The 25276-nt window shown below is 63.2% G+C and carries 19 protein-coding genes and 1 pseudogene; 15 read left to right on the forward strand and 5 right to left on the reverse strand.

The annotated features are described in order from the left end of the window. Positions 1–3: 3 nt before the first annotated feature. The 4 genes from PQT43_RS07990 to edd form a co-directional block, all read right to left on the reverse strand. Positions 4–1473 (reverse strand): ATP-binding protein, encoded by a 1470-nt coding sequence (locus PQT43_RS07990; RefSeq protein WP_110651422.1) that lies wholly within the window; start codon positions 1471–1473, stop codon positions 4–6. Then, positions 1463–2194: a response regulator gene (locus tag PQT43_RS07995; protein WP_102860596.1), complete on the reverse strand. Its 732-nt coding sequence runs from the start codon at positions 2192–2194 to the stop codon at positions 1463–1465. Before PQT43_RS07995 ends, PQT43_RS07990 begins: the two co-directional genes overlap by 11 nt. Positions 2195–2301: 107 nt before the next feature. Next, positions 2302–3258 carry a glucokinase gene (locus PQT43_RS08000; RefSeq protein ID WP_102880663.1) on the reverse strand — a complete coding sequence of 319 codons (957 nt, stop codon included), beginning with the start codon at positions 3256–3258 and terminating at the stop codon, positions 2302–2304. Next, on the reverse strand, positions 3255–5081 hold the full coding sequence (edd, locus tag PQT43_RS08005) for a phosphogluconate dehydratase (protein WP_102860594.1): 1827 nt from the start codon (positions 5079–5081) through the stop codon (positions 3255–3257). Before edd ends, PQT43_RS08000 begins: the two co-directional genes overlap by 4 nt. 223 nt (positions 5082–5304) lie before the next feature. On the opposite strand from edd, the gene gap reads away from it, so the two are divergent. The 9 genes and pseudogenes from gap (at position 5305) to PQT43_RS08050 (ending at position 16224) form a co-directional block, all read left to right on the forward strand. Then, complete coding sequence (gap, locus tag PQT43_RS08010; protein WP_102880664.1) at positions 5305–6309, forward strand: type I glyceraldehyde-3-phosphate dehydrogenase; 1005 nt, start codon at positions 5305–5307, stop codon at positions 6307–6309. 15 nt (positions 6310–6324) lie between these two features. Beyond that, positions 6325–6789 (forward strand): methylglyoxal synthase, encoded by a 465-nt coding sequence (locus PQT43_RS08015; RefSeq protein WP_102880665.1) that lies wholly within the window; start codon positions 6325–6327, stop codon positions 6787–6789. A 73-nt stretch (positions 6790–6862) separates the two neighbouring features. Continuing rightward, the gene (locus tag PQT43_RS08020; protein ID WP_102860591.1) at positions 6863–7381 is read left to right on the forward strand and encodes an RNA polymerase sigma factor; all 519 of its coding nucleotides are present in this window, start codon (positions 6863–6865) and stop codon (positions 7379–7381) included. A gap of 113 nt (positions 7382–7494) precedes the next feature. Then, on the forward strand, positions 7495–8466 hold the full coding sequence (locus tag PQT43_RS08025) for a FecR family protein (protein WP_110594843.1): 972 nt from the start codon (positions 7495–7497) through the stop codon (positions 8464–8466). A 119-nt stretch (positions 8467–8585) separates the two neighbouring features. Then, a complete protein-coding gene (locus PQT43_RS08030; RefSeq protein WP_272753674.1) occupies positions 8586–11183 on the forward strand; it encodes a TonB-dependent receptor in 2598 nt (865 codons plus the stop codon). A gap of 112 nt (positions 11184–11295) precedes the next feature. After that, complete coding sequence (locus PQT43_RS08035) at positions 11296–11904, forward strand: biliverdin-producing heme oxygenase (RefSeq protein WP_110651420.1); 609 nt, start codon at positions 11296–11298, stop codon at positions 11902–11904. A 117-nt stretch (positions 11905–12021) separates the two neighbouring features. Next, entirely contained in the window at positions 12022–12435 is a 414-nt protein-coding gene (locus tag PQT43_RS08040; RefSeq protein ID WP_272753740.1) for a YbaN family protein, read from the forward strand. Between the two features lie 226 nt (positions 12436–12661). Next, entirely contained in the window at positions 12662–14806 is a 2145-nt protein-coding gene (locus tag PQT43_RS08045) for a methyl-accepting chemotaxis protein (protein ID WP_272753675.1), read from the forward strand. Between the two features lie 108 nt (positions 14807–14914). After that, positions 14915–16224 (forward strand): annotated as a pseudogene (locus PQT43_RS08050) (CoA transferase). Positions 16225–16235: 11 nt separating this feature from the next. Here the strand turns inward: PQT43_RS08050 and arcD (PQT43_RS08055) are convergent. Then, complete coding sequence (gene arcD / locus PQT43_RS08055; protein ID WP_267268786.1) at positions 16236–17663, reverse strand: arginine-ornithine antiporter; 1428 nt, start codon at positions 17661–17663, stop codon at positions 16236–16238. A gap of 451 nt (positions 17664–18114) precedes the next feature. Here arcD (PQT43_RS08055) and arcD (PQT43_RS08060) point away from each other — a divergent pair, with 451 nt between their 5' ends. The 6 genes from arcD (PQT43_RS08060) (at position 18115) to PQT43_RS08085 (ending at position 25038) form a co-directional block, all read left to right on the forward strand. Next, entirely contained in the window at positions 18115–19542 is a 1428-nt protein-coding gene (arcD, locus tag PQT43_RS08060; RefSeq protein ID WP_102880672.1) for an arginine-ornithine antiporter, read from the forward strand. A 52-nt stretch (positions 19543–19594) separates the two neighbouring features. Next, on the forward strand, positions 19595–20851 hold the full coding sequence (arcA, locus tag PQT43_RS08065) for an arginine deiminase (RefSeq protein WP_102860582.1): 1257 nt from the start codon (positions 19595–19597) through the stop codon (positions 20849–20851). A gap of 77 nt (positions 20852–20928) precedes the next feature. Continuing rightward, entirely contained in the window at positions 20929–21939 is a 1011-nt protein-coding gene (locus PQT43_RS08070; RefSeq protein ID WP_015636749.1) for an ornithine carbamoyltransferase, read from the forward strand. A gap of 59 nt (positions 21940–21998) precedes the next feature. Beyond that, the gene (arcC, locus tag PQT43_RS08075) at positions 21999–22928 is read left to right on the forward strand and encodes a carbamate kinase (RefSeq protein ID WP_102860581.1); all 930 of its coding nucleotides are present in this window, start codon (positions 21999–22001) and stop codon (positions 22926–22928) included. Positions 22929–22999: 71 nt separating this feature from the next. After that, entirely contained in the window at positions 23000–23359 is a 360-nt protein-coding gene (locus PQT43_RS08080; RefSeq protein ID WP_102860580.1) for a DUF5064 family protein, read from the forward strand. Between the two features lie 170 nt (positions 23360–23529). Then, a complete protein-coding gene (locus PQT43_RS08085; RefSeq protein WP_102880674.1) occupies positions 23530–25038 on the forward strand; it encodes a sigma-54-dependent transcriptional regulator in 1509 nt (502 codons plus the stop codon). Positions 25039–25276: the final 238 nt, after the last annotated feature.

The following is a 25276-nucleotide window of genomic DNA, read 5'->3' on the forward strand; positions in this document are numbered from 1 at the left end:
CGCTCAGTCGAAGGTCCGGGGCAGGTACAGGGTCACCCGCAGGCCGCCTTCGCGCAGGTTCTGCAGGCTGACTTCGCCGCCATGGCTATGGGCAATGTTGCGCGCGATGCCCAGGCCCAGGCCGTAGCCCTGCTGCTGGCCGGCCAGACGGAAATGCGGCTCGAACACCTGCTCCAGGCGCTGCTCCGGTACGCCCGGGCCTTCGTCGTCTACATGCAGGACAAAACCGCTGTCGTCGTCTTCGATGTGCAGATGGGCGTTCTGGCCGTACTTCAGGGCGTTGTCGATCAGGTTGCCCATGCAGCGCTTGAGCGCCAGGGGCTTGCCCGGATAGCTGGCCAGCGCCCGGCCCTGCTGGGTCACGCGGCCATTGCCGTTGGGTGCCAGGTAAGGCTCCACCAGGCAGTCGAGCACCTGGTTGAGGTCCACCGGCTCGATGTTCTCGTGGATGTCGGTGTCCTTGACGCATTGCAACGCACCTTTGACCAGCAGTTCCAGCTCGTCCAGGTCGCGGCCGAACTTGGCTTGCAGTTGTTCGTCCTCCAACAGTTCGACCCGCAGGCGCAGGCGGGTGATGGGGGTGCGCAGGTCGTGGGAGATGGCGCTGAACAGCTGGCTGCGCTCGGTCAGGTAGCGGCTGATGCGTTCGCGCATGCTGTTGAAGGCCCGCCCCACTTCCACCACTTCACTGCCGCCGCCCTGCGCCACCGGCTCGACATCGGCGCCCAGGGACATGTCCCGCGCCGCCCGGGCCAGACGCTTGAGGGGCCGGCTCTGCCAATGCACCAGCAGGCCGATGAACAGCAGCAGAAAACCGCTGGTGAGCAGGATGAACCACACCTGCTGCGCCGGCAGCCCCTGCTCTTCGAGACTGGTGTAGGGCTCGGGCAGCAGCGAGGCGATGTACAGCCATTCTCCCGGGGCCATCTGGATCTGGGTTACCAGCACCGGTGGGTTCACCGGCTCCAGGGTCAAGGCGTAATGGGCCCAGGAGCGGGGTAATTCGTCGAGCTTGAGGCCGCCATTGAAAATCCGCAGATCATCGGGGCTGACAAAGGTCACGGATAGATCCGCGTCGTTGCCCAGGGACTGGCGCAGCACTTGCTCCACCGCCTGCAATACCGCCTCTTTGCGCGGTGTAGCGGGCAGCACCTGCATGCCCAGGGGCTTGTCATTGAGGGTCACGACAAAACGGGTACCGCCCATGCTGCGCAACTGGTCGAGCACCAGGGGGCGATAAGCCACCGGCAGCGAACGCAGGTAACTGACGCTGGCGGTCATCGAGTGAGCCAGGCTGCGGGCGCTGGTCACCAGGCCTTCGAGCTGGGTAGCGCGCAACTGCGAAACCCAGATCACGCTGGACAGGGCCTGGGCGAACAACACCGCCAGCAAGGTCAGCAGAAGCATGCGCCCCAGCAGCGAGCGAGGCACCGGCACCCGCCGCAATACTCTGCGCACTGCCTCAGTGACCATTGCCGGCAACCACATTGGCTGCCAATTGATAGCCACTGCCACGCACGGTACGGATCAGCCGCGGCGGCTTTTCCGTGTCCCGCAGACGCTGGCGCAGGCGGCTGACAGCCATGTCGACGATGCGGTCCAGGGGCATCAGGTCGCGCCCGCGAGTGGCATTGCCGATGGTGTCGCGGTCGAGGATTTCCTGGGGGTGGTCGAGGAACAGCTTGAGCAGGGCAAAGTCGGCGCCGGAGAGGATCACCTCCTCGCCGTCGTTATGAAACAAGCGGTGACTGATCACATCCAGGCGCCACTCGTCGAAGCACAGCACGTCACCTGCAACCCGCTCCTGGGCAAACTGCACCCGGCGCAACAGCGCCTTGATCCGCGCCTGCAACTCCCGTGGGCTGAAGGGCTTGCCCAGGTAGTCGTCGGCCCCCAGCTCCAGACCGATCACCCGATCGGCCTCGTCGGAGCTGGCGGTGAGCATGATGATCGGCACCTGACTGCACCGTGGGTGCTGGCGAATCCAGCGGCACAGGCTGAAGCCGTCTTCGTCGGGCAGCATCACGTCGAGGATCACCAGGTCGCTGGGGGCCTCGCTCAGGGCCTGACGAAAGCCGGCGCCATCGGCGGTCGTGCGCACCTGGAAGCCGCAGCGGCTGAGGTAGGTTTCCAGCAGCTCGCGAATTTCCTGATCGTCGTCAACCAACAAAATCGACTTACTGACTGAACTCACCGGGGCCGTCCTTATTGTTAGGCAGGGAGCGCGATTATGCCTGATGCCGGGAGGCGTGTTACCGCCTCTTCACCGGTAAGCCGGCTCCTACGCCGTGCGGCTCAAGGTCAACCCTGGGCCTGCTCCAGCGCTACGCCGGCACCGGTCAGCCCGGAATAGGGCGCCGTCACCAACCACACCGGAATGCCCTTGAAGTAGTCGCTCATGCAGCCCTTGTCGGCAAAGCTCCTGGCAAAGCCGCTGTGGATGAAGAAGTCGGCGAAACGGGGAATCACCCCGCCGACGATATACACCCCGCCCCGCGCGCCCGTGGTCAGCACGTTGTTGCCCGCCACTCGCCCCAGCCAGCAGCTGAACTGCTCCAGCACTTCCCGGGCAATCGGGTCGCCAGCCAGCCCGGCAGCGGTGATGGCCTCCGGGGTATCGAGGCGCGGCTCATGGCCGTCCACCGCACAGATCGCCCGGTACACCCGCGGCAATCCACTGCCGCTCAAAGCGGTCTCGGCGCTGACATGGCCAATTTCATCGTGGATGTGCTGCCACAGCTGGGTTTCCCGCGGGCTGCTCAAGGGCAGGTCGACATGACCGCCCTCCCCCGGCAAGGCCATGTAGCGGCCGTCGCCGAAATTCAACAGGGTACCGACGCCGAGACCAGTGCCCGGGCCGATCACCACCGCCGGACGCAAGGGCTCGGCAACGCCTTCGCAGACCACGCGAAACTCATCGGGCTGCAAGCGGGTCATGCCCAGGGCCATGGCCGAGAAATCGTTGACCAGCAGCAACTGCTCCACCTGCAAGGCCTGGCAGAACGCCTGGCGACTCAGGCGCCAGTGGTTGTTGGTAAAACGGAACTCATCGCCGCTGACCGGACCGGCCACCGACAGGCATACCGAACCGATGGAACCCAGGGCCAGGCCCTGGTCTTGCAGGTACGCCTTGATGGCGTCTTCCGGGCAGCGATAGTCCGCCGTTGCATGGACCTGGATCGCGTCCAGTTGTTGGTCTTTCCACAACGCGAAGCGCGCGTTGGTGCCACCGATGTCACCGACCAGGGCCAGTTTCAATTAAGCGTCTCCAGAGCAGAGGTAAAGGCGCTGGCGCCCTGCTCTGCCGAGCTGAAGGCCATGCGCATGAAAGCGAAGAGTTCACGACCGGTGCCGACGTTGTTGCCCAACAGGCCCTTGGCCGGTTCCCGGGCGGCGAATTCGGCGGCGTCGACCTTGAGTTCCAAGGTGCCCTTGACCCCGTCAACGCGAATGATGTCACCGTCCAGCACCCGAGCCAGCGCACCGCCGACCTGGGCCTCGGGGCTGACATGAATCGCCGCCGGAATCTTGCCCGAGGCACCCGACATACGTCCATCGGTCACCAGCGCCACCTTGAAGCCACGGTCCTGCAGTACCCCGAGGAACGGGGTCATCTTGTGCAGCTCGGGCATGCCGTTGGAGCGCGGGCCCTGGAAGCGCATCACCGCGACGAAATCTTTTTCCAGCAGGCCGGCCTTGAAGGCGTCGGCCAGGTCCTGCTGGTCCTGGAACACCACGGCCGGGGCTTCGACGACCTGATGCTCGGGGGCCACGGCGGACACTTTCATCACCCCGCGGCCGAGGTTGCCTTCCATGACCCGCAAGCCGCCTTCCGGGGAGAAGGCCCGGGCCACCGGCCGCAGGATGTTTTCGTCGAGGCTTTCGATCGGGCCTTCGCGCCATACCAGCTTGCCGTTATCGAGGAACGGCTCCTGGGTGTAGCGGCTCAGGCCGCGGCCGGCCACAGTATTGACGTCTTCATGCAGTAGCCCGGCTTCCAGCAGTTCACGGATCAGGAAGGACATGCCGCCCGCTGCCTGGAAGTGGTTAATGTCGGCCTTGCCGTTGGGATAGACGTGGGACAGGGTCGGCACCACCTCGGACAGGTCGGCCATGTCCTGCCAGGTCAACTGGATGCCTGCCGCCTGGGCGATGGCCGGCATGTGCAGGGTGTGGTTGGTGGAACCGCCGGTGGCGTGCAGAGCGACGATGGAGTTGACCAGGCAACGCTCGTCGACGATTTCGCCAATGGGCGTGAAGCTGCCGCTCTGCTTGGTCAGGCGCGTGACCTGCTGCGCCGCCTCATGGGTCAGGGCGTCGCGCAGCGGCGTGTTGGGGTTGACGAAGGAGGCGCCCGGCAGGTGCAGGCCCATGACTTCCATGAGCAACTGGTTGGTGTTGGCGGTGCCATAGAAGGTGCAGGTGCCCGGGCTGTGGTAGGACTTCATTTCCGATTCCAGCAGCTCCTCGCGGCTGGCCTTGCCTTCAGCATAACGCTGGCGCACATCGGCCTTCTGCTTGTTGGAAATCCCCGACACCATCGGCCCGCCCGGGACGAAGACCATCGGCAGATGACCGAAGCGCAGGGCGCCCATCATCAGGCCCGGGACGATCTTGTCGCAGATCCCCAGCATCAGCGCCGCGTCGAACATGTTGTGCGACAGGGCCACGGCCGTGGACAGCGCAATCACCTCGCGGCTCGGCAGGCTCAGTTCCATGCCGGCCTCGCCCTGGGTCACGCCATCGCACATGGCCGGGGTGCCGCCAGCGAACTGGCCCACCGAACCGATCTCGCGCAGGGCTTTCTTGATCTGCTCGGGAAAACGCTCGTAAGGCTGGTGAGCCGACAACATGTCGTTATATGACGAAACAATTGCCACGTTGGCCGCATTCATCATCCGCAGGCTGTGTTTGTCGTCGGCGCCACAACCGGCCACGCCGTGGGCGAAGTTCGCACACTGCAGCTTGCCGCGCTGCGGACCATCGCTGGCGGCACCACGGATCAACGCCAGATAAGCCTGGCGAGTGGCGCGACTGCGAGCGATAAGCCGTTCGGTGACCTCAAGAACGCGGGGATGCATATGTAGAACTCCAGGCTAACGGATGTGGCGACCTGTTTGTCTATGCTGATCAGAAGCCCCGCCACCGAGGGACAGTGGAGGACATTTCTGACCATTTGGACCAGTTGATTCAGGTCACTCGTTGTAGATAAGACAAAATATTGCCACTAAAAAGGCTTGTTTTCTATTTCTATGCGAATAATCTTGTAATTCCAACAACAAATTTAACGACAGGCGTTTGCACATGACTCTTCGAATCGCAATCAACGGTTTTGGCCGTATTGGCCGTAACGTCCTGCGCGCACTCTATACCCAAGGCTATCGTCAGGATCTGCAGATCGTCGCCATCAACGATCTGGGGGACAGCGCGATCAATGCCCACCTGCTGAAATACGACACCGTCCACGGCACCTTCGACGCCGAAGTCCAGCACGACCAGGAAAGCCTGACCGTCAACGGTGACCGCATCGCCGTCAGTGCCATCCGCAACCCGGCCGAACTGCCCTGGGCAGCGGAAAAGATCGACGTGGTCTTCGAATGCACCGGCCTGTTCACCGACCGCGCCAAGGCCGCTGCCCATCTTACTGCCGGCGCCCGCAAAGTGATCATCTCGGCCCCGGCCAAAGGCGCCGACGCCACCGTGGTCTACGGGGTCAACCACGACATCCTGCGCCAGTCGCACCAGGTCATTTCCAACGCTTCGTGCACCACCAACTGCCTGGCCCCGGTGGCCCAGGTGCTGCACCGCGAGCTGGGCATCGACAACGGCCTGATGACCACCATCCACGCCTACACCAACGACCAGAACCTCACCGACGTCTACCACAGCGACCCCTACCGCGCCCGTTCGGCCACCCAGAACATGATTCCGAGCAAGACCGGCGCCGCTGAAGCTGTGGGCCTGGTGCTGCCGGAGCTGGCGGGCAAGCTGACCGGCATGGCAGTGCGGGTACCGGTGATCAACGTATCCCTGGTGGACCTGACCGTGACCCTCAAGCGCGACACCACCGCCGAAGAGGTCAACGCCCTGCTCAAGAGTGCCAGCCAGCATTCGAAGATCCTCGGCTACAACACCCTGCCGCTGGTCTCCAGCGACTTCAATCACAACCCGCTGTCGTCGATCTTCGACGCCAACCACACCAAGGTCAGCGGCGGTCGCTTGCTCAAGGTGCTGGCCTGGTACGACAACGAGTGGGGCTTCTCCAACCGCATGCTGGATAACTGCCTGGCCCTGTGCAACGCGGAATAAAACGGATATTCGTCGATGATCGGTATCAGTTTTACCCAAAAGACCATGGCGGCGCGCAAGCGCATCGCCCTGGTCGCGCATGACCACTGCAAGGTCTTTCTGCTGGACTGGGCCGAGCGACAGAAGTCACGCCTGGCCGAACATGAACTGCTGGCCACCGGCACCACCGGGCTGCTGCTGAGCAAACGCCTGGGACTGCCGGTGCAAAGCATGATCAGCGGCCCTCTGGGCGGCGATCAGCAACTGGGCGCGCAGATTGCTGAACAGCGGGTCGACCTGCTGGTGTTCTTCTGGGACCCCTTCGAACCCCAGCCCCACGATCCGGATATCAAGGCCCTGCTGCGCGTGGCGGCGGTGTGGAACATTCCCGTGGCCTGCAACGAGTGCAGCGCCGACTATCTGCTCAGCAGCCCACTGATGAGCCAGGCCCATGAACACCGGATTCCCGACTACCAGGCGTACCTGGCCGCTCGGGGATAAATCACACAAGGCTTGACCATTGGCGCAGATGACAATCATTATCATCTGCTGCAAAAATGGATCAGGCCTTGCTGTGAGTCAATCGCACTTCAACCACGTCTTCCTCACTCAACGAATTTCTCTGCTGCGAACGCTGGAGCGGATGGTCAACAACCACAGCACCGCCGAAGACCTGCTGCAGGAAACCTATCTGCGGGTGACCCGCGCCCTCAGCGAGCGGCCGATCACCCACCTTGAGCCCTTCGTGTTCCAGACTGCACGCAACTTGGCGCTCGACCACCTGCGGGCCCGGCGTATCCAGGGCCGCACCCTGCTGGAAGATGTGCCACCGGAGGTGGTGGAGAGCGTCGCCGCTCCCCTCAGCAGCGCCGAGGACGCAGCCCACGCCGAGCAATTGCTCGAACGCCTGAACCTCAGCCTCGGTCAGCTCAGCCCGCGCCAGCAGCAGATCTTCATCCTCAGCCGCCTGCACGGCCACAGCTATCAGGAGATCGCCGACGCACTCGGGGTGTCGCTGAGCACCGTGCAAAAGGAACTGAAATTGATCATGGCCATCTGCATCGGCGTCGCCGAACGTCTCGACGGCCAGTGAGTCTCAACCGCTGAGCACAATGACTGCGTCAGCCCCAGGCCTTTGCTAACCTTGGCCGGCTTTCGCTCTCTCTTGAAAAAACAGCTGCGCACAGACGCCGCCGAGGAACACCCGTGACGGATTTTCACAGCGCCGAGCCGCCCACCCCTGCCGGCTCGCACTCAAGCACCCTTGCCATGGATCAGGCGCTGGATTGGCTGATCGAGCTGGAACATCCGAACGAGGAACACGTGCGCCAGTTTCATCAGTGGCTGGCGGCTTCACCGCTCAATGCCCAGGCCTTCGAAAAGGCCCAGGCCATCTGGAACGGACCGCAAGTGGCGCTCTGTGCCCAGGCCCTGGCCGCCCCTGCACCGAAGGTTTCACGCCTGGCTCGCCTGCGCCCCCACTGGAAGCCCCTGGCCACCGCCGCGGTGCTGGTGCTTGGGCTGTTCAGCTTCAGCAACCTGCCCCTGCGCCTGCAGGCCGACCACCTGACCCTGGTGGGTGAACGCCAGCGCCTGCAACTGGAAGACGGCTCGAAAGTCCTGCTCAACACCAACTCGGCGTTTTCCAGCCAGATCAACGATCACCAGCGCGTGGCTCGGCTGTACCAGGGCGAAGCCTTCTTCGAGATCCCGGCCACTCTCGGCCGGCCCCTGGAACTGGACGCCGGTCCGGTCAAGGCCAGCGTGGGCGACACCGCCTTCGCCGTGCGCTATCTGGACGGCATCGCCCAGGTCCAGGTGCAACGCGGCGATATCGACCTGCGGGCGACCCACGCCGACCAGCGCATTCGCTTGAGGGCCGGAGAAAGCGTACGCGTCGGCCCTCAGGGATTTGAGCGCCCGGCCAAGCTCGATGCTGGCAAGGACCTGGCCTGGGTCGAGGGGCGCCTGGTATTCGAGAACTGCCCCCTCAATCAGGTGCTGGCGGAACTGCGACGTTATTACCCGGGCTGGATCGTCAACAACAACGAGCAGTTGGCAAGTGTTGCGGTCACCGGCAACTACCGCCTGGACCAGCCCCTGGATGTGTTGCGTTCCCTGGCCCATATCACCTCGGCGCGACTCTCGGAATTCCCGGCGCTGGTGATTCTCAACTGAGAATAATTGTTTTTACGCGATAGCCATGGGTCATACGTCTCGTTATAGCCAATGCAACTGATTCGCATTTTTAATGCGTGTCTGCACCTATAAGATTCGTGCGACCCGGAGCGCTCTCGATGTCCCCTCGCCTCAACAGCCGATCCTCTGTTCCCTGTACCCGTCTGCAGAACTGCACGCTGTCGCTGCTCACCGCAGCGATCCTGCTGGCCGGCGCTCACGCCACTCCTGTGATGGCCGCCGATGCCCCGGCGCCTTCCAGCCAGCGCATGGGCAACTACAACTTCGCCATTGCCGAGCAACCGCTGGTCTCGGCGCTCAATGCCTTTACCGCGGTCACCGGCTGGCAAGTGGGCCTGCCCGCCGAGCTGGGTTCCGGCGTTGCCTCCCCCGGCGTACGCGGCTCGCTGCCGCCGGAAAAGGCCCTGGATCGGCTGCTCAGCGGCACCAGCCTGAGCTACCGCAAACTGGGCAGCAACAGCATCGTCCTGGAGAAGCGCAGCGGCGCCAACGTGGTGAACCTGCAGCAAGTGACCATCAGCGCTACCCGCCAGGAGCAGGACATCAACTCGGTGCCGAGCACCGTGAGCGTGCAGACCCGGGAAGAACTGGACCGCCAGAACGTCAACACCATCAAGGAGCTGGTGCGCTACGAGCCTGGGGTTTCCGTCGGTGGTGCAGGTCAGCGCGCAGGACTCAGTGGCTACAACATCCGCGGCATCGACAGCGACCGGATTCTCACCCAGGTCGATGGCGTGGAAGTGCCGGATCACTTCTTCAGCGGTCCCTACGCCAAGACCAACCGCAACTATGTCGACCCGGAAATCGTCAAGCGCGTGGAAATCCTCCGTGGCCCGGCCTCGGTGCTCTACGGCAGCAGCGCCATCGGCGGCGCCGTCAGCTACTACACCCTGGACGCCGACGACATCATCAAACCCGGCCAGGACGTTGGCGCGCGCCTGAAGAGCGGCTACAGCTCAGCTGATGAAAGCTGGCTGAAATCCGCCACCGTCGCCGGCCGGGCCAGCGACTTCGACGCCCTGCTGCACCTGAGCCGGCGTGATGGCCACGAAACCGAGTCCTATGGCAGCAACAACGGCACCGGCCTCAACCGCACCGCCGCCAACCCGGAAGACGCACGCACCACCAACGTCCTGGCCAAGCTCGGCTGGAACTATGCACCGGATGCTCGCCTGGGCCTGACGTACGAAAAGTACAAGGATGACCGCGACACCAACCAGAAAAGCGCAGTAGGCGGCCTGTTTCTCAACGGCGTCGGTCAGAACTGGTATCGCTCGCGGGTCGGCAACGACACCATCACCCGTGAGCGCTTCGGCCTGGAAAACAGCTTTGCCCTGGAGTCGCCAATCGCCGATCGGATCAAGTGGAGCCTGAACTACCAGATCGCCAAGACCGACCAGACCACCAGCGAACGCTACAACATTGCCCGCGACGTGCTGCGCCAGCGCGAAACCCTCTACCAGGAGAAGCAATGGGTATTCGACGCCCAGATGGACAAGGCCTTCAGCCTGGGTGAAACCGAGCACCAGCTGACCTACGGCACCACCCTCAAGCAACAGAAGGTCACGGGCTCGCGCTACGGCACCGCCACTTGCCTGAAAGTCGGCGGCGGCTGCACCGCGGTTGGCGCACCCAGCCCAAGCGCCAGCGACAGCGTGAAAAAATCCAGCGACTTCCCGGACCCCACCGTCAGCACCTACAGCCTGTTCGCCCAGGACCAGATCAGCTGGAACGCCTGGACCTTCACCCCTGGCCTGCGCTACGACTACACCCAGCTCAAGCCGAAACTGACCCAGGAGTTCCTCAATGTCGCCAACCCTACCGGCAACTTTCCGGTCAGCGACGACAAGAAGACCTGGCATCGGGTTTCGCCCAAGTTCGGCCTGACCTACGCCTTCGACGAGCACTACACGGCCTATGGCCAGTATTCCGAGGGCTTCCGCACGCCGTCGGCCAAGGCGCTCTACGGCCGCTTTGAAAACCTCGCCACCGGGTACGTGGTCGAGCCCAACTCCAACCTCAAGCCAGAAACCAGCAAAGGTTATGAAACCGGCCTGCGCGGCAACTTCGACGCGGGCTCCTTCGATGTCTCGGTGTTCTACAACCAGTACCGCGACTTCATCAACGAAGACGCCATCACCGCCGGCGCACTGCAATCGGTGATCCAGAGCAACAACATCAAACACGCCACCATCAAGGGCGCCGAAGCCAGGGGCCGTCTGAACCTCGATGCCTTCGGTGCACCACAGGGCCTGTACAGCATCGGCTCGCTGGCCTACGCCTACGGTCGCAACAATGACAACGGCGAGCCGATCAACAGCGTCAACCCACTCAAAGGCGTATTTGGCCTCGGCTACGACCAGGACAACTATGGCGCGCTGCTGAGCTGGACCCTGGTCAAACGCAAGGACCGGGTCGACAACAGCACCTTCAAGGCCCCGGATGGCCGCGCCACCAGCGGTCAGTTCAAGACACCGGGCTACGGCATCCTCGACCTCAGCGGCTTCTACAAGGTCACCGATGACCTCACCGTGAACGCCGGCCTGTACAACCTGACCGACAAGAAATACTGGAACTGGGACGACGTGCGCGGCTACGACAGTGTCGGTGAGGCCGGACAAACCGCACCCGCCAACCTCGACCGCCTGACCCAGCCGGGCCGCAACTTCTCGGTCAACCTGGTGTGGGACATCTGACCCCAAACCGCCTCACTGCCCTTTTTCATCCGGGGCAGTGAGGATTTTTTACTGTGTCGCGTCTTCTTGTTCGTCTAGTCACTAAGTGCCTCTCATTCTCAAGGACATCTGCATGACCTCCCAGGATTCCTCCCAGCGTCATCACCTGCGCTCCCAGCGTCTGAACCAGATCACCCACGAGCCCCATTCCAAGCTCGACGCCCTGGTCAAGGCCCACGCACCGTTTGAAACCCAGGGCGCCTTCGCCCGCTTCGTGGTCGCCCAATACCTGTTCCAGTCGGAACTGGTGGAGCTGTACAACGATGCCGAACTGAACCGCATCGTGCCTGACCTGGCCGAGCGCTGCCGCGCCGAAGCGGCCAAGGCCGACCTGGCGGACCTGGACACTGAAGTGCCAGCACCGGTAGCCGGCGCCGTGCGCAACCCGAGCAAGGCCGAAGCCCTGGGCTGGATCTTCGTTTCCGAGGGTTCCAAGCTCGGCGCCGCGTTCCTGATCAAGCGCGCCGTGGGCCTGGGCCTGAGCGAAACCTTCGGCGCCCGGCACCTGGGCGAACCAGCCGGTGGCCGTGCCGAAGGCTGGAAGACCTTCACCCGCATCCTCGACGGCCTGGAATTCACCGCCGAAGAAGAAGCCGCTGCGGAAAAAGGCGCCCTGGATGCCTTCAACCGCTTCACCGTACTGCTGGAGCAGGCTTACTCCAGCGCCGCGCAACCGGCCTGACTCCGACGTTGTGGGCACGGTGGCGGCTGACCCCTCTGCCCTGCCCACAGCGGTATTTTGTCGGCCGGCATCTTCCCCGGATTGAGCCACACGACGCGTTACCTCATCATCGAAGCCATGACCCCCACTCGCCCCTCCTCGTCGAAAATATCCCGCCTGCTGTTTGGCGTGCTGGCCTATATCAGCCTGGCTATCGGCCTGATCGCCATCGTCGTACCGGGCCTGCCGACCACCGAATTCATCCTCCTGGCCGCCTGGGCCGCTACCAAGAGTTCGCCACGCCTGAGTGCCTGGATGGAGAACCACCGGCTGTTCGGCCCGATCCTCTGCAACTGGCGCAACGGCCGGATTGTCAGCCGCAAGGCCAAAGTCAGCGCCACCCTCAGCATGCTGCTGTGCGCCGGCCTGATGCTGACCCTGCTCAATCATCACTGGACGATGTACGCCGCCATCGCTGGCATGACCCTGGGCAACCTGTGGATCTGGTCGCGCCCCGAAGCCCTGCCGCAAACCTACACCCCGCCTCTGTAACAGCCCGCTTGCCGGGCAGAGCGCCCTCAGCATTGGCATGAGCTTCACGGACCTTTTCGCTGGTAAGCCGGCGCCTACGCGGCGAAGGCCTCATACCTACCGTTCGTCGGCTAAACCTCACGCAAAAGCAGGCCAAGCCGATGTTCCAAACATGGCGCTAAAAGGACTTGGCGACCGGAATCAACCGATTCCGTGCTTACCATCCGTCCTTTCGCGAGATCGCCTCATGCTCGACTCTCTCTCCATCCGCCTGAAAATCGTGCTGTTGTCCGGACTGTGCCTGTTGGGCGTGGTGGCGCTGATCGTCGGCATGAACATCTATCAAAGCCAGCAGAACAACCAACTGGTCAACACCTCCAGCACGCAGATGCTGACGGCCGGTGTCGAGGACCTGTTGCAGGCCAAGGCAGCCGAACAAGCGGCACACATTCAGAAGACCTTCGGCGAAAGCCAGCTGGTGATCACCGCCCTGGCGGATCAGGTCCGGGACCTACGAGACCTGGCCAACCAGCGCGGCCTGGATGCTGCAGCGCTGCGCGAAGAACTCAACCGCAGCCTGAAAACCGCCTTCGAGCGCAACCCCAAGGTGCTCGGCATCTGGCTCGCCTATGAGCCCAATGCCCTGGATGGCAAGGACAGCGAGTTCGCCAACGATGCCACCCGGGCCTCCAACGAACGCGGACGTTTTGCCAGCTACTGGAGTCGCGCCGGCGGCCAGCAACTCAATACCGTGATGGCTGAGGAGGACATGACCAAGACCACCCTCAACCTCAGCGGCACGCCCTACAACATCTGGTACACCTGCCCCCGGGACACCCGACGCATCTGCTTGCTCGATCCCTATGCCGACACCATCGGCCAGGACAAGAAACAAGTGCTGATGACCACCATCTCCCTGCCCCTGCTGGTGGACGGCAAGGTGCTGGGGGTGATTGGCGTCGACATCGCCCTGGACTCCCTGCAAGCCGCCGCTGTCGAGGCACAGCGGGACCTGTTCGACGGAGCCGGGCACATGATGATCCTCGCCGGTAGTGGGCTGCTGGCCGCTGTCGGCGCCGATGCCGGCCAGGTCGGCAAGAACATCAATGAAACCCTTGGCGCCCAGGGCAAGGACATCCTCGCAACACTCAGCGGTAGCCCATCGAAAATCCTCCAGCAAGGCGACCTGATCCGCGCGGTCTATCCCTTCAGCCCGATTGCCGATGCCAAGGCCTGGGGCGTGACCATCGACCTGCCACAACAGGTACTGCTGGCGGACTCGGTCAAGCTGCAAACCCTGCTGGATCAAGCCCAGACCAGCGGCACCCTGAAAACCCTGCTGGTCGCCGTCGGTGCCGGCCTGCTGGGCCTGCTGTTGATGTGGCTCAGCGCCTCCGGCGTGACCCGGCCGATCAACAGCGTGGCGCAGATGCTCCAGGCCATCGCCAGCGGCGACGGCGACCTGACCCAGCGCCTGAACTACAGCAAGAAAGACGAACTGGGCGAGCTGGTGAGTTGGTTCAACCGTTTCCTCGACAAGCTGCAACCGACCATTGCCCAGATCAAGCAAAGCATCATCGAGGCCCGCGGCACCGCCGACCAGTCTTCGGAAATCGCCCGCCAGACCAGCGAAGGCATGCAAGTGCAGTTCCGCGAGATCGACCAGGTGGCCACCGCCTCCAACGAAATGAGCGCCACCGCCCACGAAGTCGCCAGCAGTGCGTCCAACGCCGCCCAGGCCGCCCGTGGCGCCGACCAGTCGGCCAAGGAAGGCATGAGCATCATCGAACGCAGCACCCGGGACATCAGCCTGCTGGCCGACGAGGTGAGCAAGGCGGTGGGTGAAGTCGAAGCCCTGGCGGTGAGCAGCGAGCAGATCGGCTCGGTGCTGGAGGTGATCCGCAGCATCGCCGAGCAGACCAACCTTCTGGCCCTCAACGCCGCCATCGAGGCGGCCCGTGCCGGAGAAAGCGGTCGCGGCTTTGCCGTGGTCGCCGATGAAGTACGCAACCTGGCCAAGCGCACCCAGGACTCGGTGGAGGAAATCCGCGTGGTGATCGAACGCATCCAGAGCGGCACCCGCGATGTGGTCAGCACCATGCACGCCAGCCAGAGCCAGGCGCAGAACAACGCCGGACAGATCCAGCAAGCGGTCCAGGCCCTGGGCAAGATCAGCGACGCGGTCACCGTGATCAGCGACATGAACCTGCAGATCGCCAGCGCCGCCGAGGAGCAGAGTGCTGTGGCCGAAGAGGTCAACCGCAACGTCTCGGCGATTCGCAGCGTGACCGAAACCCTGACCGAGCAAGCCAGCGAGTCAGCCCAGGTCAGCAGCCAGCTCAATGCCCTGGCCACCCAGCAGATGAAGCTGATGGATCAATTCCGGGTATAAGCGCAGGTTCTCGCCCCCCGGCCGCCCGCCGCGGCCGATGACCGGGGGTGATCGACAGGGGCGGCGGTTTCAGGGTGCAATGCCCTCCTCTGAACCGGGGAGTGCGTCATGACCGAACTACTGGTCACCCTCCAGGCCGCGCTGGGCCTGGCGCCCGCAAGCGTCCGACAAACCGGCCAGGGCGCCCTGCCCTCGGCCTTCGCCGTGACCGACCTGGCCTGCGCCAGCATCGCCGCCGCCGGCCAGAGGTCAGCGTCGACCGGCGCCTGGCCTCGTTCTGGTTCGCCGGTTCAATCCGCCCGCAAGGCTGGAGCCTGCCCTCTCCCTGGGACCCGATTGCTGGGGATTACCCCAGCCGCGATGGCTGGATTCGCCTGCACACCAACGCGCCCCACCACCGCGCCGCCGCCGAACGGGTGCTGGGCGCGGTGACCGGGCGCGACGCCATGGCCGCCCGAGTGGCCACCTGGGACGCGCTGGAGCTGGAACAGGCCATCGTCGATCAAGGCGGTTGCGCCGCGCAGATGCGCAGTTGGGCGCAGTGGCAGGCGCACCCGCAGGGTCAGGCGGTCAACGCCGAACCCCTGGTGCACTGGCTGCCGCACAGCGGCTCGCGGCCAAGCACCTGGAGCGGTTCCAGCGCCCGGCCCCTGGCCGGACTGAAGGTGCTGGACCTGACCCGGGTCCTGGCCGGCCCCGTGGCCAGCCGCCTGCTGGCGGGGCTGGGCGCCGAGGTACTGCGCATCGACCCGCCGGGCTGGAACGAACCGGCCCTGGAGCCGGAGGTGACCCTGGGCAAGCGCTGCGCACGCCTGGACCTGCACGACCTTGAACAGCGCGCGGTATTCGAGGGCCTGCTGGCCGACGCCGACCTGCTGCTGCACGGCTATCGCGCCGATGCCCTGGAACACCTGGGTTACCACGCCGAGGCACGCCAGCGCATCGCCCCGGGGCTGATCGAGGTCAGCCTCAACGCCTATGGCTGGAGCGGCCCCTGGCGCAACCGCCGGGGCTTCGACAGCCTGGTACAGATGAGCGCCGGCATCGCCGCAGCCGGAATGGACTGGAAAGCTGCGGACCAACCGCTGCCACTGCCGGTCCAGGCCCTGGATCACGCCACCGGCTACCTGATGGCCGCCAGCGCTCTGCGGGCCCTGAACCTGTCCTTGAGCGGCGGCCAGGGCCGCTCGGCGCGCCTGTCCCTGGCGCGCACCGCCAAGCTTCTGGTTGAGCATTGCCCGTCAGCGGAAAACGCAACGCCGCTACGCTCGGAAGACGCTGACGATCAGGGGCTGGTTCAGGAACAGACCCCTTGGGGACCGGCCCGACGCCTGCGGGTGCCGTTGCATATCGCAGGAACTCCCGTGCAGTGGGATTGCCCCGCCGGCACCCTGGGCGCCCATCGCCCCCAATGGTGATGAGCCCTCGATCACAGCGCCAGCAGACCGCTGTACAGGCCATAAGCCGCCAGCGAAGCGCCGATGATCACAGCACTGAAGATCAGCTTTTCCAGCGGGGTGAACAGCGGCTGGCCCTGCTCGCGCTTGGCCTTGGCGAACAGCACCACGCCGGGGGCGTAGAGCAGCGCCGACAGCAGCAGGTACTTCAAGCCGCCGGCGTACAACAGCCAGATGGCGTAGCTCAGGGCCACGACGGCGATGAACAGGTCCTTCATCCGCTCCCGGGAGGCTTGCTCGTAGGTTTCCCCACGGCCGCTGAGCAACACCGCGTAGGCCGCCGACCACAGGTAGGGCACCAGGATCATCGACGATGCCAAATAGATCAGGCTGGTATAGGTGCCGGCGGAAAACAGGGTGATCAACAGAAAGATCTGGATCATCACGTTGGTCAGCCACAGTGCATTGACCGGCACATGGTTGGCGTTCTCCTTCTTCAGGAACGCCGGCATGGTCCGGTCCCGGGCGGTCGCGTAGAGAATCTCCGCGCACAGCAGGGCCCAGGACAACAGCGCCCCCAGCAGGGAAATCGCCAGGCCAATGCTGATCAGCAAGGCGCCCCAGGGGCCGACGATATGTTCCAGCACCGCTGCCAGGGAAGGGTTCTGCAGCTTGGCCAGCTCCGGCTGGCTCATGATCCCCAGGGACAGCACATTCACCAGCACCAGCAGCGCCAGCACCCCCAGGAAGCCGATCACCGTGGCCCGTCCGACGTCCGCGCGTTTCTGCGCCCGGGCCGAGTAGACGCTGGCGCCCTCGATGCCGATGAACACGAATACCGTGACCAGCATCATGTTGCGCACCTGGTCCATCACCCCGCCAAAATTCGGATTGCTGCGGCCCCAGATATCGCGGGTGAAGATGTCGGCCTTGAACGCCACGGCCGCAATGACGATGAACATCACCAGCGGCACAATCTTCGCCACCGTGGTCAATTGGTTGATGAAGGCCGCCTCCTTGATCCCGCGCAGCACCAGAAAGTGCACGGCCCACAGCAGCAATGACGCACAACCGATGGCCACCGGGGTATTGCCCTGGCCGAACACCGGAAAGAAATAGCCCAGGGTGCTGAACAGCAGGACGAAGTAGCCGACGTTGCCCAGCCAGGCACTGATCCAGTAACCCCAGGCGGACGAGAAGCCCATGTAGTCGCCGAATCCGGCCTTGGCATAGGCATAGACTCCGGAATCCAGCTCCGGCTTGCGATTGGCCAGGGTCTGGAAAACGAACGCCAGGGTCAGCATGCCCACAGCGGTAATTCCCCAGCCGATCAGCACCGCACCGGCATCGGCCCGGGCGGCCATGTTCTGCGGCAGGGAAAAGATCCCACCGCCAATCATGGAACCCACGACCAGAGCGATCAGTGCACCGAGTTGAAGCTTCTGCGCCGGTTGTGTCATCCCTACCTCTGCCTCAGTGAGTCGATCTGGCGATAAACCTGAAGTTTATTAAATAACGTCTACAAACGTGCGTCTAACAGTAACAGTCAATTAATCATCCTTTATCCGCACTGGCTTTAGATACCCTGCAGAAGACACTGAATAACCGAGTGTTTTGTTCTGTAAATGTACTAAGTGCCATCATCAGTAAGTGATTAATAAACACCCGTAAAGATTTGCACATTCTGCAAAAGGGTCTAGTTTCAAACATCGTCGGTAATGAGAACCCCTACTGATTAGGAGATCACAAAGCGTCTGGAATGGCCCTTTCAGGGCAGCATTCTACCTCCCGTAATAAATCTTAAGTCATTCATTCACAACGGAATGTAGCGATGAACTGATCTAAGTCAGCTGTTCGGATTGCCAGCAGATTTACTCTGAAGTCTCTCTTCTCCTGCATTGGAGTCACGCAATGTCTGAATCCCCCGGTAAACTAAGACTGGGCGCCTTAGTCGCCCTGGTAGTGGGTTCCATGATTGGCGGCGGGATCTTTTCCTTACCGCAAAATATGGCAGCCAGCGCCGATGTCGGTGCAGTTCTTATTGGTTGGGCAATTACCGCTGTCGGCATGTTGACCCTGGCATTTGTCTTCCAGACCCTGGCCAATCGCAAACCTGATCTGGACGGTGGTGTATATGCCTACGCCAAGGCCGGATTCGGCGACTACATGGGTTTCTCGTCCGCCTGGGGCTACTGGATCAGCGCCTGGCTGGGCAACGTCGGCTACTTCGTCCTGCTGTTCAGCACCTTGGGCTATTTCTTCCCGATCTTCGGCGAGGGCAACACCCCGGCCGCGGTGATCGGTGCCTCGGTGCTGCTCTGGGCGGTGCACTTCCTGGTGCTGCGCGGGATCAAGGAAGCGGCCTTCATCAACCTGGTGACCACGGTGGCCAAAGTGGTGCCGCTGTTGCTGTTCGTGCTGATTGCCCTGTTCGCCTTCAAGCTGGACATCTTCACCGCCGACATCTGGGGCGTGAAAAACCCGGACCTGGGCAGCGTGATGAACCAGGTGCGCAACATGATGCTGGTCACCGTCTGGGTGTTCATCGGCATCGAGGGCGCCAGCATCTTCTCCTCCCGGGCGGAAAAGCGCTCGGACGTGGGCAAGGCCACTGTCATCGGCTTCATCACCGTGCTGCTGTTCCTGGTGCTGGTGAACGTGCTGTCCCTGGGGATCATGACCCAGCCGGAACTGGCCAAGCTGCAGAACCCGTCCATGGCTGCCGTACTGGAGCATGTGGTGGGCCACTGGGGCGCGGTGCTGATCAGCGTCGGCCTGATCATCTCGCTGCTGGGGGCGCTGCTGTCCTGGGTGCTGCTGTGTGCGGAGATCATGTTCGCCGCGGCCAAGGACCACACCATGCCGGAGTTCCTGCGCCGCGAGAACGCCAACCATGTACCGGCCAACGCCCTGTGGCTGACCAATGCCATGGTGCAGATCTTCCTGGTCATCACCCTGTTCTCGGCCAGCACCTACCTGTCGCTGATCTACCTCGCCACCTCGATGATCCTGGTGCCCTATCTGTGGTCCGCGGCCTACGCGGTGCTGCTGGCAGTGCGCGGCGAAAGCTACGAACAAGCCCTGGCCGAGCGCAAGAAGGACCTGATCATCGGCGGCATCGCCCTGCTCTACGCGATGTGGCTGCTGTATGCCGGCGGGGTCAAGTACCTGCTGCTCTCGGCCCTGCTCTACGCCCCCGGCGTGGTGCTGTTCGCCAAGGCCAAGATGGAACTGCACAAACCGATTTTCACCAACGTCGAGAAGCTGATTTTTGCCGCGGTGGTCATAGGCGCCCTGGTGGCGGCCTACGGGCTCTACGACGGCTTCCTGACCCTGTAACACCGCCTTTCAAGCAACACCCCGATTGTTTTGTCTCTGGAGGATCACAGTAATGACCACGGAAAAAGTTAAGTACGGCGTCCACTCCGAAGCCGGTAAACTGCGCAAAGTCATGGTTTGCTCCCCAGGCCTGGCCCACCAGCGGCTGACCCCGAACAACTGCGACGAACTGCTGTTCGATGATGTGCTGTGGGTGGCCCAGGCCAAACGCGACCATTTCGACTTCGTCACCAAAATGCGCGAGCGGGACATTGATGTGCTGGAAATGCACAACCTGCTGACCGACATCGTCGCCATCCCCGAAGCCCTGGACTGGATTCTGGAGCGCAAGATCACCGCCAATCAGGTCGGCCTGGGCCTGGTCAACGAAGTCGGCTCGTGGCTGCGCAGCCTGGAACCACGCAAGGTCGCCGAGTTCCTCATCGGCGGCGTCTCCGCCGACGACCTGCCCAGCAGCTTCGGCGGCAAGACCATCGAGATGTTCCGCGACTTCCTCGGCCACTCCAGCTTCATCCTGCCGCCGCTGCCCAACACTCAGTTCACCCGCGACACCACTTGCTGGATTTATGGCGGCGTGACCCTGAACCCGATGTACTGGCCAGCGCGACGTCAGGAAACCCTGCTGACCACCGCCATCTATAAATTCCACCCCGAGTTCACCCACGCCGACTTCCAGATCTGGTACGGCGACCCGGACCAGGAACACGGCAATGCCACCCTGGAAGGCGGCGACGTGATGCCTATCGGCAATGGCGTGGTCCTGATCGGCATGGGCGAACGCTCATCGCGCCAGGCCATCGGTCAACTGGCACTGAGCCTGTTCAAGCACAAGGCCGTGGAACGGGTGATCGTTGCCGGCCTGCCGAAGTCCCGCGCGGCCATGCACCTGGATACCGTGTTCAGCTTCTGCGACCGCGACCTGGTCACAGTCTTCCCGGAAGTGGTGAGCCAGATCGTCGCCTTCAGCCTGCGCCCTGACGAAAGCAAACCGGGCGGCATTGACGTGCGCCGCGAAGAAACCAGCTTCCTCGACACCGTGGCCAAGGCCCTCAACCTCAAGGCCCTGCGCGTGGTGGAAACCGGTGGCAACAGCTTCGCCGCCGAACGCGAGCAATGGGACGACGGCAACAACGTGGTGGCCGTGGAGCCGGGCGTGGTCATCGGCTACGACCGCAACACCTACACCAACACCCTGCTGCGCAAGGCCGGGGTCGAGGTCATCACCATCAGCGCCGGCGAACTGGGTCGCGGCCGTGGCGGTGGCCACTGCATGACCTGCCCGATCATCCGCGATCCGATCGACTACTAAGCCTTTAGACGACACCCTCTCCGACCGCGCCTACCCGGCGCCGGTCGGACCGATTACCGAATCCGAGGAAATTAATCATGGCGTTCAACATCCACAACCGTAACCTGCTGAGCCTGGAACACCACACCCCACGCGAACTGCGCTACCTGCTGGACCTGTCCCGTGACCTCAAGCGCGCCAAGTACACCGGCACCGAGCAGCAGCACCTCAAGGGCAACAACATCGCCCTGATCTTCGAAAAGACCTCGACCCGCACCCGTTGCGCCTTCGAAGTGGCCGCCTATGACCAGGGCGCCAACGTCACCTATATCGACCCCAACTCGTCGCAGATCGGCCACAAGGAAAGCATGAAGGACACCGCCCGGGTGCTGGGGCGCATGTACGACGCCATCGAGTACCGCGGCTTCAAGCAGGAAATCGTCGAAGAACTGGCGAAATTCGCAGGCGTCCCGGTGTTCAACGGCCTGACCGACGAATACCACCCAACCCAGATGATCGCCGACGTGCTGACCATGCGTGAACACGCCGACAAGCCGATCCACGAGATCAGCTACGCCTACCTGGGGGACGCCCGCAACAACATGGGCAACTCGCTGCTGCTGGTGGGCGCCAAGCTCGGCATGGACGTGCGCATCTGCGCGCCCAAGGCGCTGTGGCCCCATGACGACCTGGTGCAGCGCTGCAAGCAATACGCCGAGGAAAGCGGTGCCCGCATCACCCTCACCGAAGACCCGAAGGCCGCGGTCAAGGGCGTGGACTTCATCCACACCGACGTCTGGGTCTCCATGGGCGAGCCGGTGGAAGCCTGGGCCGAGCGCATAGAGCAACTGCTGCCGTACCAGGTCAACGCCCAGCTGATGAAAGCCACCGGCAACCCTCGGACCAAGTTCATGCACTGCCTGCCGGCCTTCCACAACAGCGACACCAAGGTGGGCAAGCAGATCGCCGAGCAGTATCCGCACCTGGCCAACGGCATCGAAGTCACCGACGACGTATTTGAGTCCCCGGCCTGCATCGCCTTCGAGCAAGCGGAGAACCGCATGCACACCATCAAGGCGATCCTGGTTTCGACCCTGGCCGACCTCTAACCCGCCTCCCCTGCAGGTGCTGGCTTGCCAGCGCCTGCAACCTCTAGAAGGACTGCATTATGCGTATCGTCGTTGCACTGGGCGGTAACGCCCTGCTCCGCCGTGGTGAACCCATGACCGCGGACAACCAACGCGCCAATATCCGCATCGCCACCGAACAGATCGCCAAGATCCATCCCGGCAACCAGTTGGTGATTGCTCACGGCAATGGCCCGCAAGTGGGCCTGCTGTCGCTGCAGGCCGCCGCCTACACCCAGGTTTCGCCCTACCCGCTGGACGTGCTCGGTGCCGAGACCGAAGGCATGATCGGCTACATCATCGAACAGGAACTGGGCAACCTGCTGGACTTCGAGGTGCCCTTCGCCACCTTGCTGACCCAGGTGGAAGTGGACGCCAAGGACCCGGCCTTCAAGAACCCGACCAAGCCCATCGGCCCGGTCTACAGCCAGGAAGAGGCCGAGAAGCTGGCCAAGGAGAAAGGCTGGGCCATTGCCCCGGACGGCGACAAGTACCGCCGGGTGGTGGCCAGCCCGAAACCCAAGCGCATCTTCGAGATCCGCCCGATCAAGTGGCTGCTGGAAAAGAGCAGCATCGTGATCTGCGCCGGCGGTGGCGGCATTCCGACGATGTACGGCGAGGACGGCAAGCTCAAGGGCATCGAGGCGGTGATCGACAAGGACCTGTGTTCGGCGCTGCTGGCCGAGCAACTCGAAGCCGATCTGCTAGTGATCGCCACCGACGTCAACGCGGCATTCATCGACTTCGGCAAGCCGACCCAGAAGGCCATCGCCCAGGCCCACCCGGATGAAATGGACAAGCTGGGATTTGCCGCCGGCTCCATGGGGCCCAAGGTCCAGGCCGCCTGCGAATTTGCCCGGCACACTGGCAAAGTCGCGGTGATCGGTTCACTCTCGGACATCGAAGCGATCGTCCAGGGCAAGGCCGGCACCCGCATCAGCACAGCGAAAACCGGCATCAGCTACCTGTAAGACGCTTGCTGTGAGAACACGGGGCAGGCCCGCTGCCTGCCCTCATTCAAAGCCCTGGAGGAGAGACGCCTATGGCCATGTTTGAGCCCGGTCACCTGCATATAGAGCGCCATGCGCTGAGCAAGGACGACTTCAGCTACAACCTGTGCATCGACTACGAACTGGCCCAGGACCCCAAGGAGGGTCATGGCATGCTGTTCACCCTGCACGGCACCATTGAAGACAAATCCTTGAAAGAGCAGTTCTTCCTGGCCAAGGACCTGGCCTTTGACTTCGCCCGTCACGCCACCCGCATCGCCCAACAGTACGGCTTGCCCAAGAGCGCCAGCATTGCCTCCATGCACAAGTACTACGACGAGATGTTCGAAGACGTACGCAAGCAACTGAACGTCAAGCCCGGCGACCCGATCAACCCCGAACACCTGGCATGACCCCCCTTCCGTAGGAGCCGGCTTGCCGGCGAAATGACCACCGCCATGCCTGGGGATCTGGTCCGCCTTCGCCGGCAAGCCGGCTCCTACAACGCCCCACCGATTTCGACTAAGGCCCTCGCCCAAGGCATACTGGCGCACTTCAGTGTCCCAGAATCTTCTGTCATCCCATGCGTATCCACGTCAGTTTCATCGACCGCGTCGGCATTACCCAGGAAGTCCTGGCCCTGCTGGGCGGACGCAATCTCAACCTGGATGCGGTGGAGATGGTGCCGCCCAACGTCTATATCGACGCCCCGACCCTGAGCCCCCAGGTACTGGAAGAGTTGCGTGATGCGCTGTTCAACGTACAGGGCGTGCAGGCGGTAACGGTGGTCGATATCCTGCCCGGCCAGCGTCGCCACTTGCAGTTGGACGCCTTGCTGGCGGCCATGACCGATCCGGTACTGGCCCTGGATAGTGCCGGCAAGGTATTGCTGGCCAACCCGGCGCTGATCGCCCTGTATGGCCGTGAACCGGCGGGAGAAAGCGTCGCCGAACTGTTTGCCGATGCCGCACTGCTGGAGGCCCTGCTGGAAAACGGTTTTCGCCTGCCGCTGCGGGAAATCATGGTCAACGGACAGACGCTGCTGCTGGACGCCACGCCCATTACCGATGCCGGCGCGCTGCTGACCCTGTATCAACCCAACCGCATCGGCGAGCGACTCTCGGCCCTGCACCATGATCACGCCGAAGGCTTCGATGCCCTGCTCGGCGAATCCCCGGCAATTCGCACGCTCAAGGCCCGGGCCCAACGGGTCGCGGCCCTGGATGCACCGCTGTTGATCCAAGGGGAAACCGGCACCGGCAAAGAGCTGGTGGCCCGCGCCTGCCACGCCATCAGCGCTCGGCACAGTGCGCCCTTCCTGGCCTTGAACTGCGCAGCACTGCCGGAAAACCTCGCCGAGAGCGAACTGTTCGGCTACGCCCCCGGGGCCTTTACCGGGGCCCAGCGCGGCGGCAAGCCGGGCCTGATGGAGCTGGCCAACCAGGGCACGGTGTTTCTCGATGAGATCGGCGAGATGTCGCCTTACCTGCAAGCCAAGCTGCTGCGTTTTCTCAATGACGGCAGTTTTCGCCGGGTCGGTGGCGATCGCGAGATCAAGGTCAATGTGCGCATCCTCAGCGCCACCCATCGTGACCTGGAAAAGATGGTCGGCGAAGGCAGCTTCCGCGAAGACCTGTTCTACCGCCTCAACGTATTGAATGTCGAAGTGCCGCCGCTGCGCGAACGTGGCCAGGACATCCTGCTGCTGGCCCGCTACTTCATGCAGCAGGCCTGCGCGCAGATCCAGCGCCCGGTGTGTCGCCTGACCCCGGGCACCTACCCCGCCCTGCTGGGCAACCGCTGGCCGGGCAACGTGCGGCAGTTGCAAAACGTGATCTTTCGCGCCGCTGCGATCTGCGAAAGCAACCTGGTGGATATCGGCGACCTGGACATCGCCGGCACCTCGGTGGCACGACAGAACGATACCGAAGTCGAGAGCCTGGAACAGGCAGTGGAAGCCTTCGAGAAGGAACTGCTGGAAAACCTCTACAGCAACTACCCTTCGACCCGGCAACTGGCCAACCGCCTGCAGACCTCCCATACCGCCATCGCCCATCGCCTGCGCAAATACGGCATCCCCAGCAAGGCCTGACCTGCCCCCTCACCCGTAGGAGCCGGCTCGCCGGCGAAGAGGCCCTCAAGCCCTGTGTCGCTCTTAAGGGTGCTTTCGCTGGCAAGCCAGCTCCTACCTCCCCGCCGCGTCTACCGTTCTAGAAACGACCTGCAACTGTACTGAAAGCGCTACAGCGGAACGATTTCGCTACACAGCCTTGTAATCGCTGCCGTGCAAGGCTTTGATCCTCAAAGCCTTTTTTCTACAGCATCAGGTG

The sequence above is a fragment of the Pseudomonas sp. BLCC-B112 genome (genome assembly GCF_028550695.1).
GTDB classification, from domain to species: Bacteria; Pseudomonadota; Gammaproteobacteria; order Pseudomonadales; family Pseudomonadaceae; genus Aquipseudomonas; species Aquipseudomonas danubii.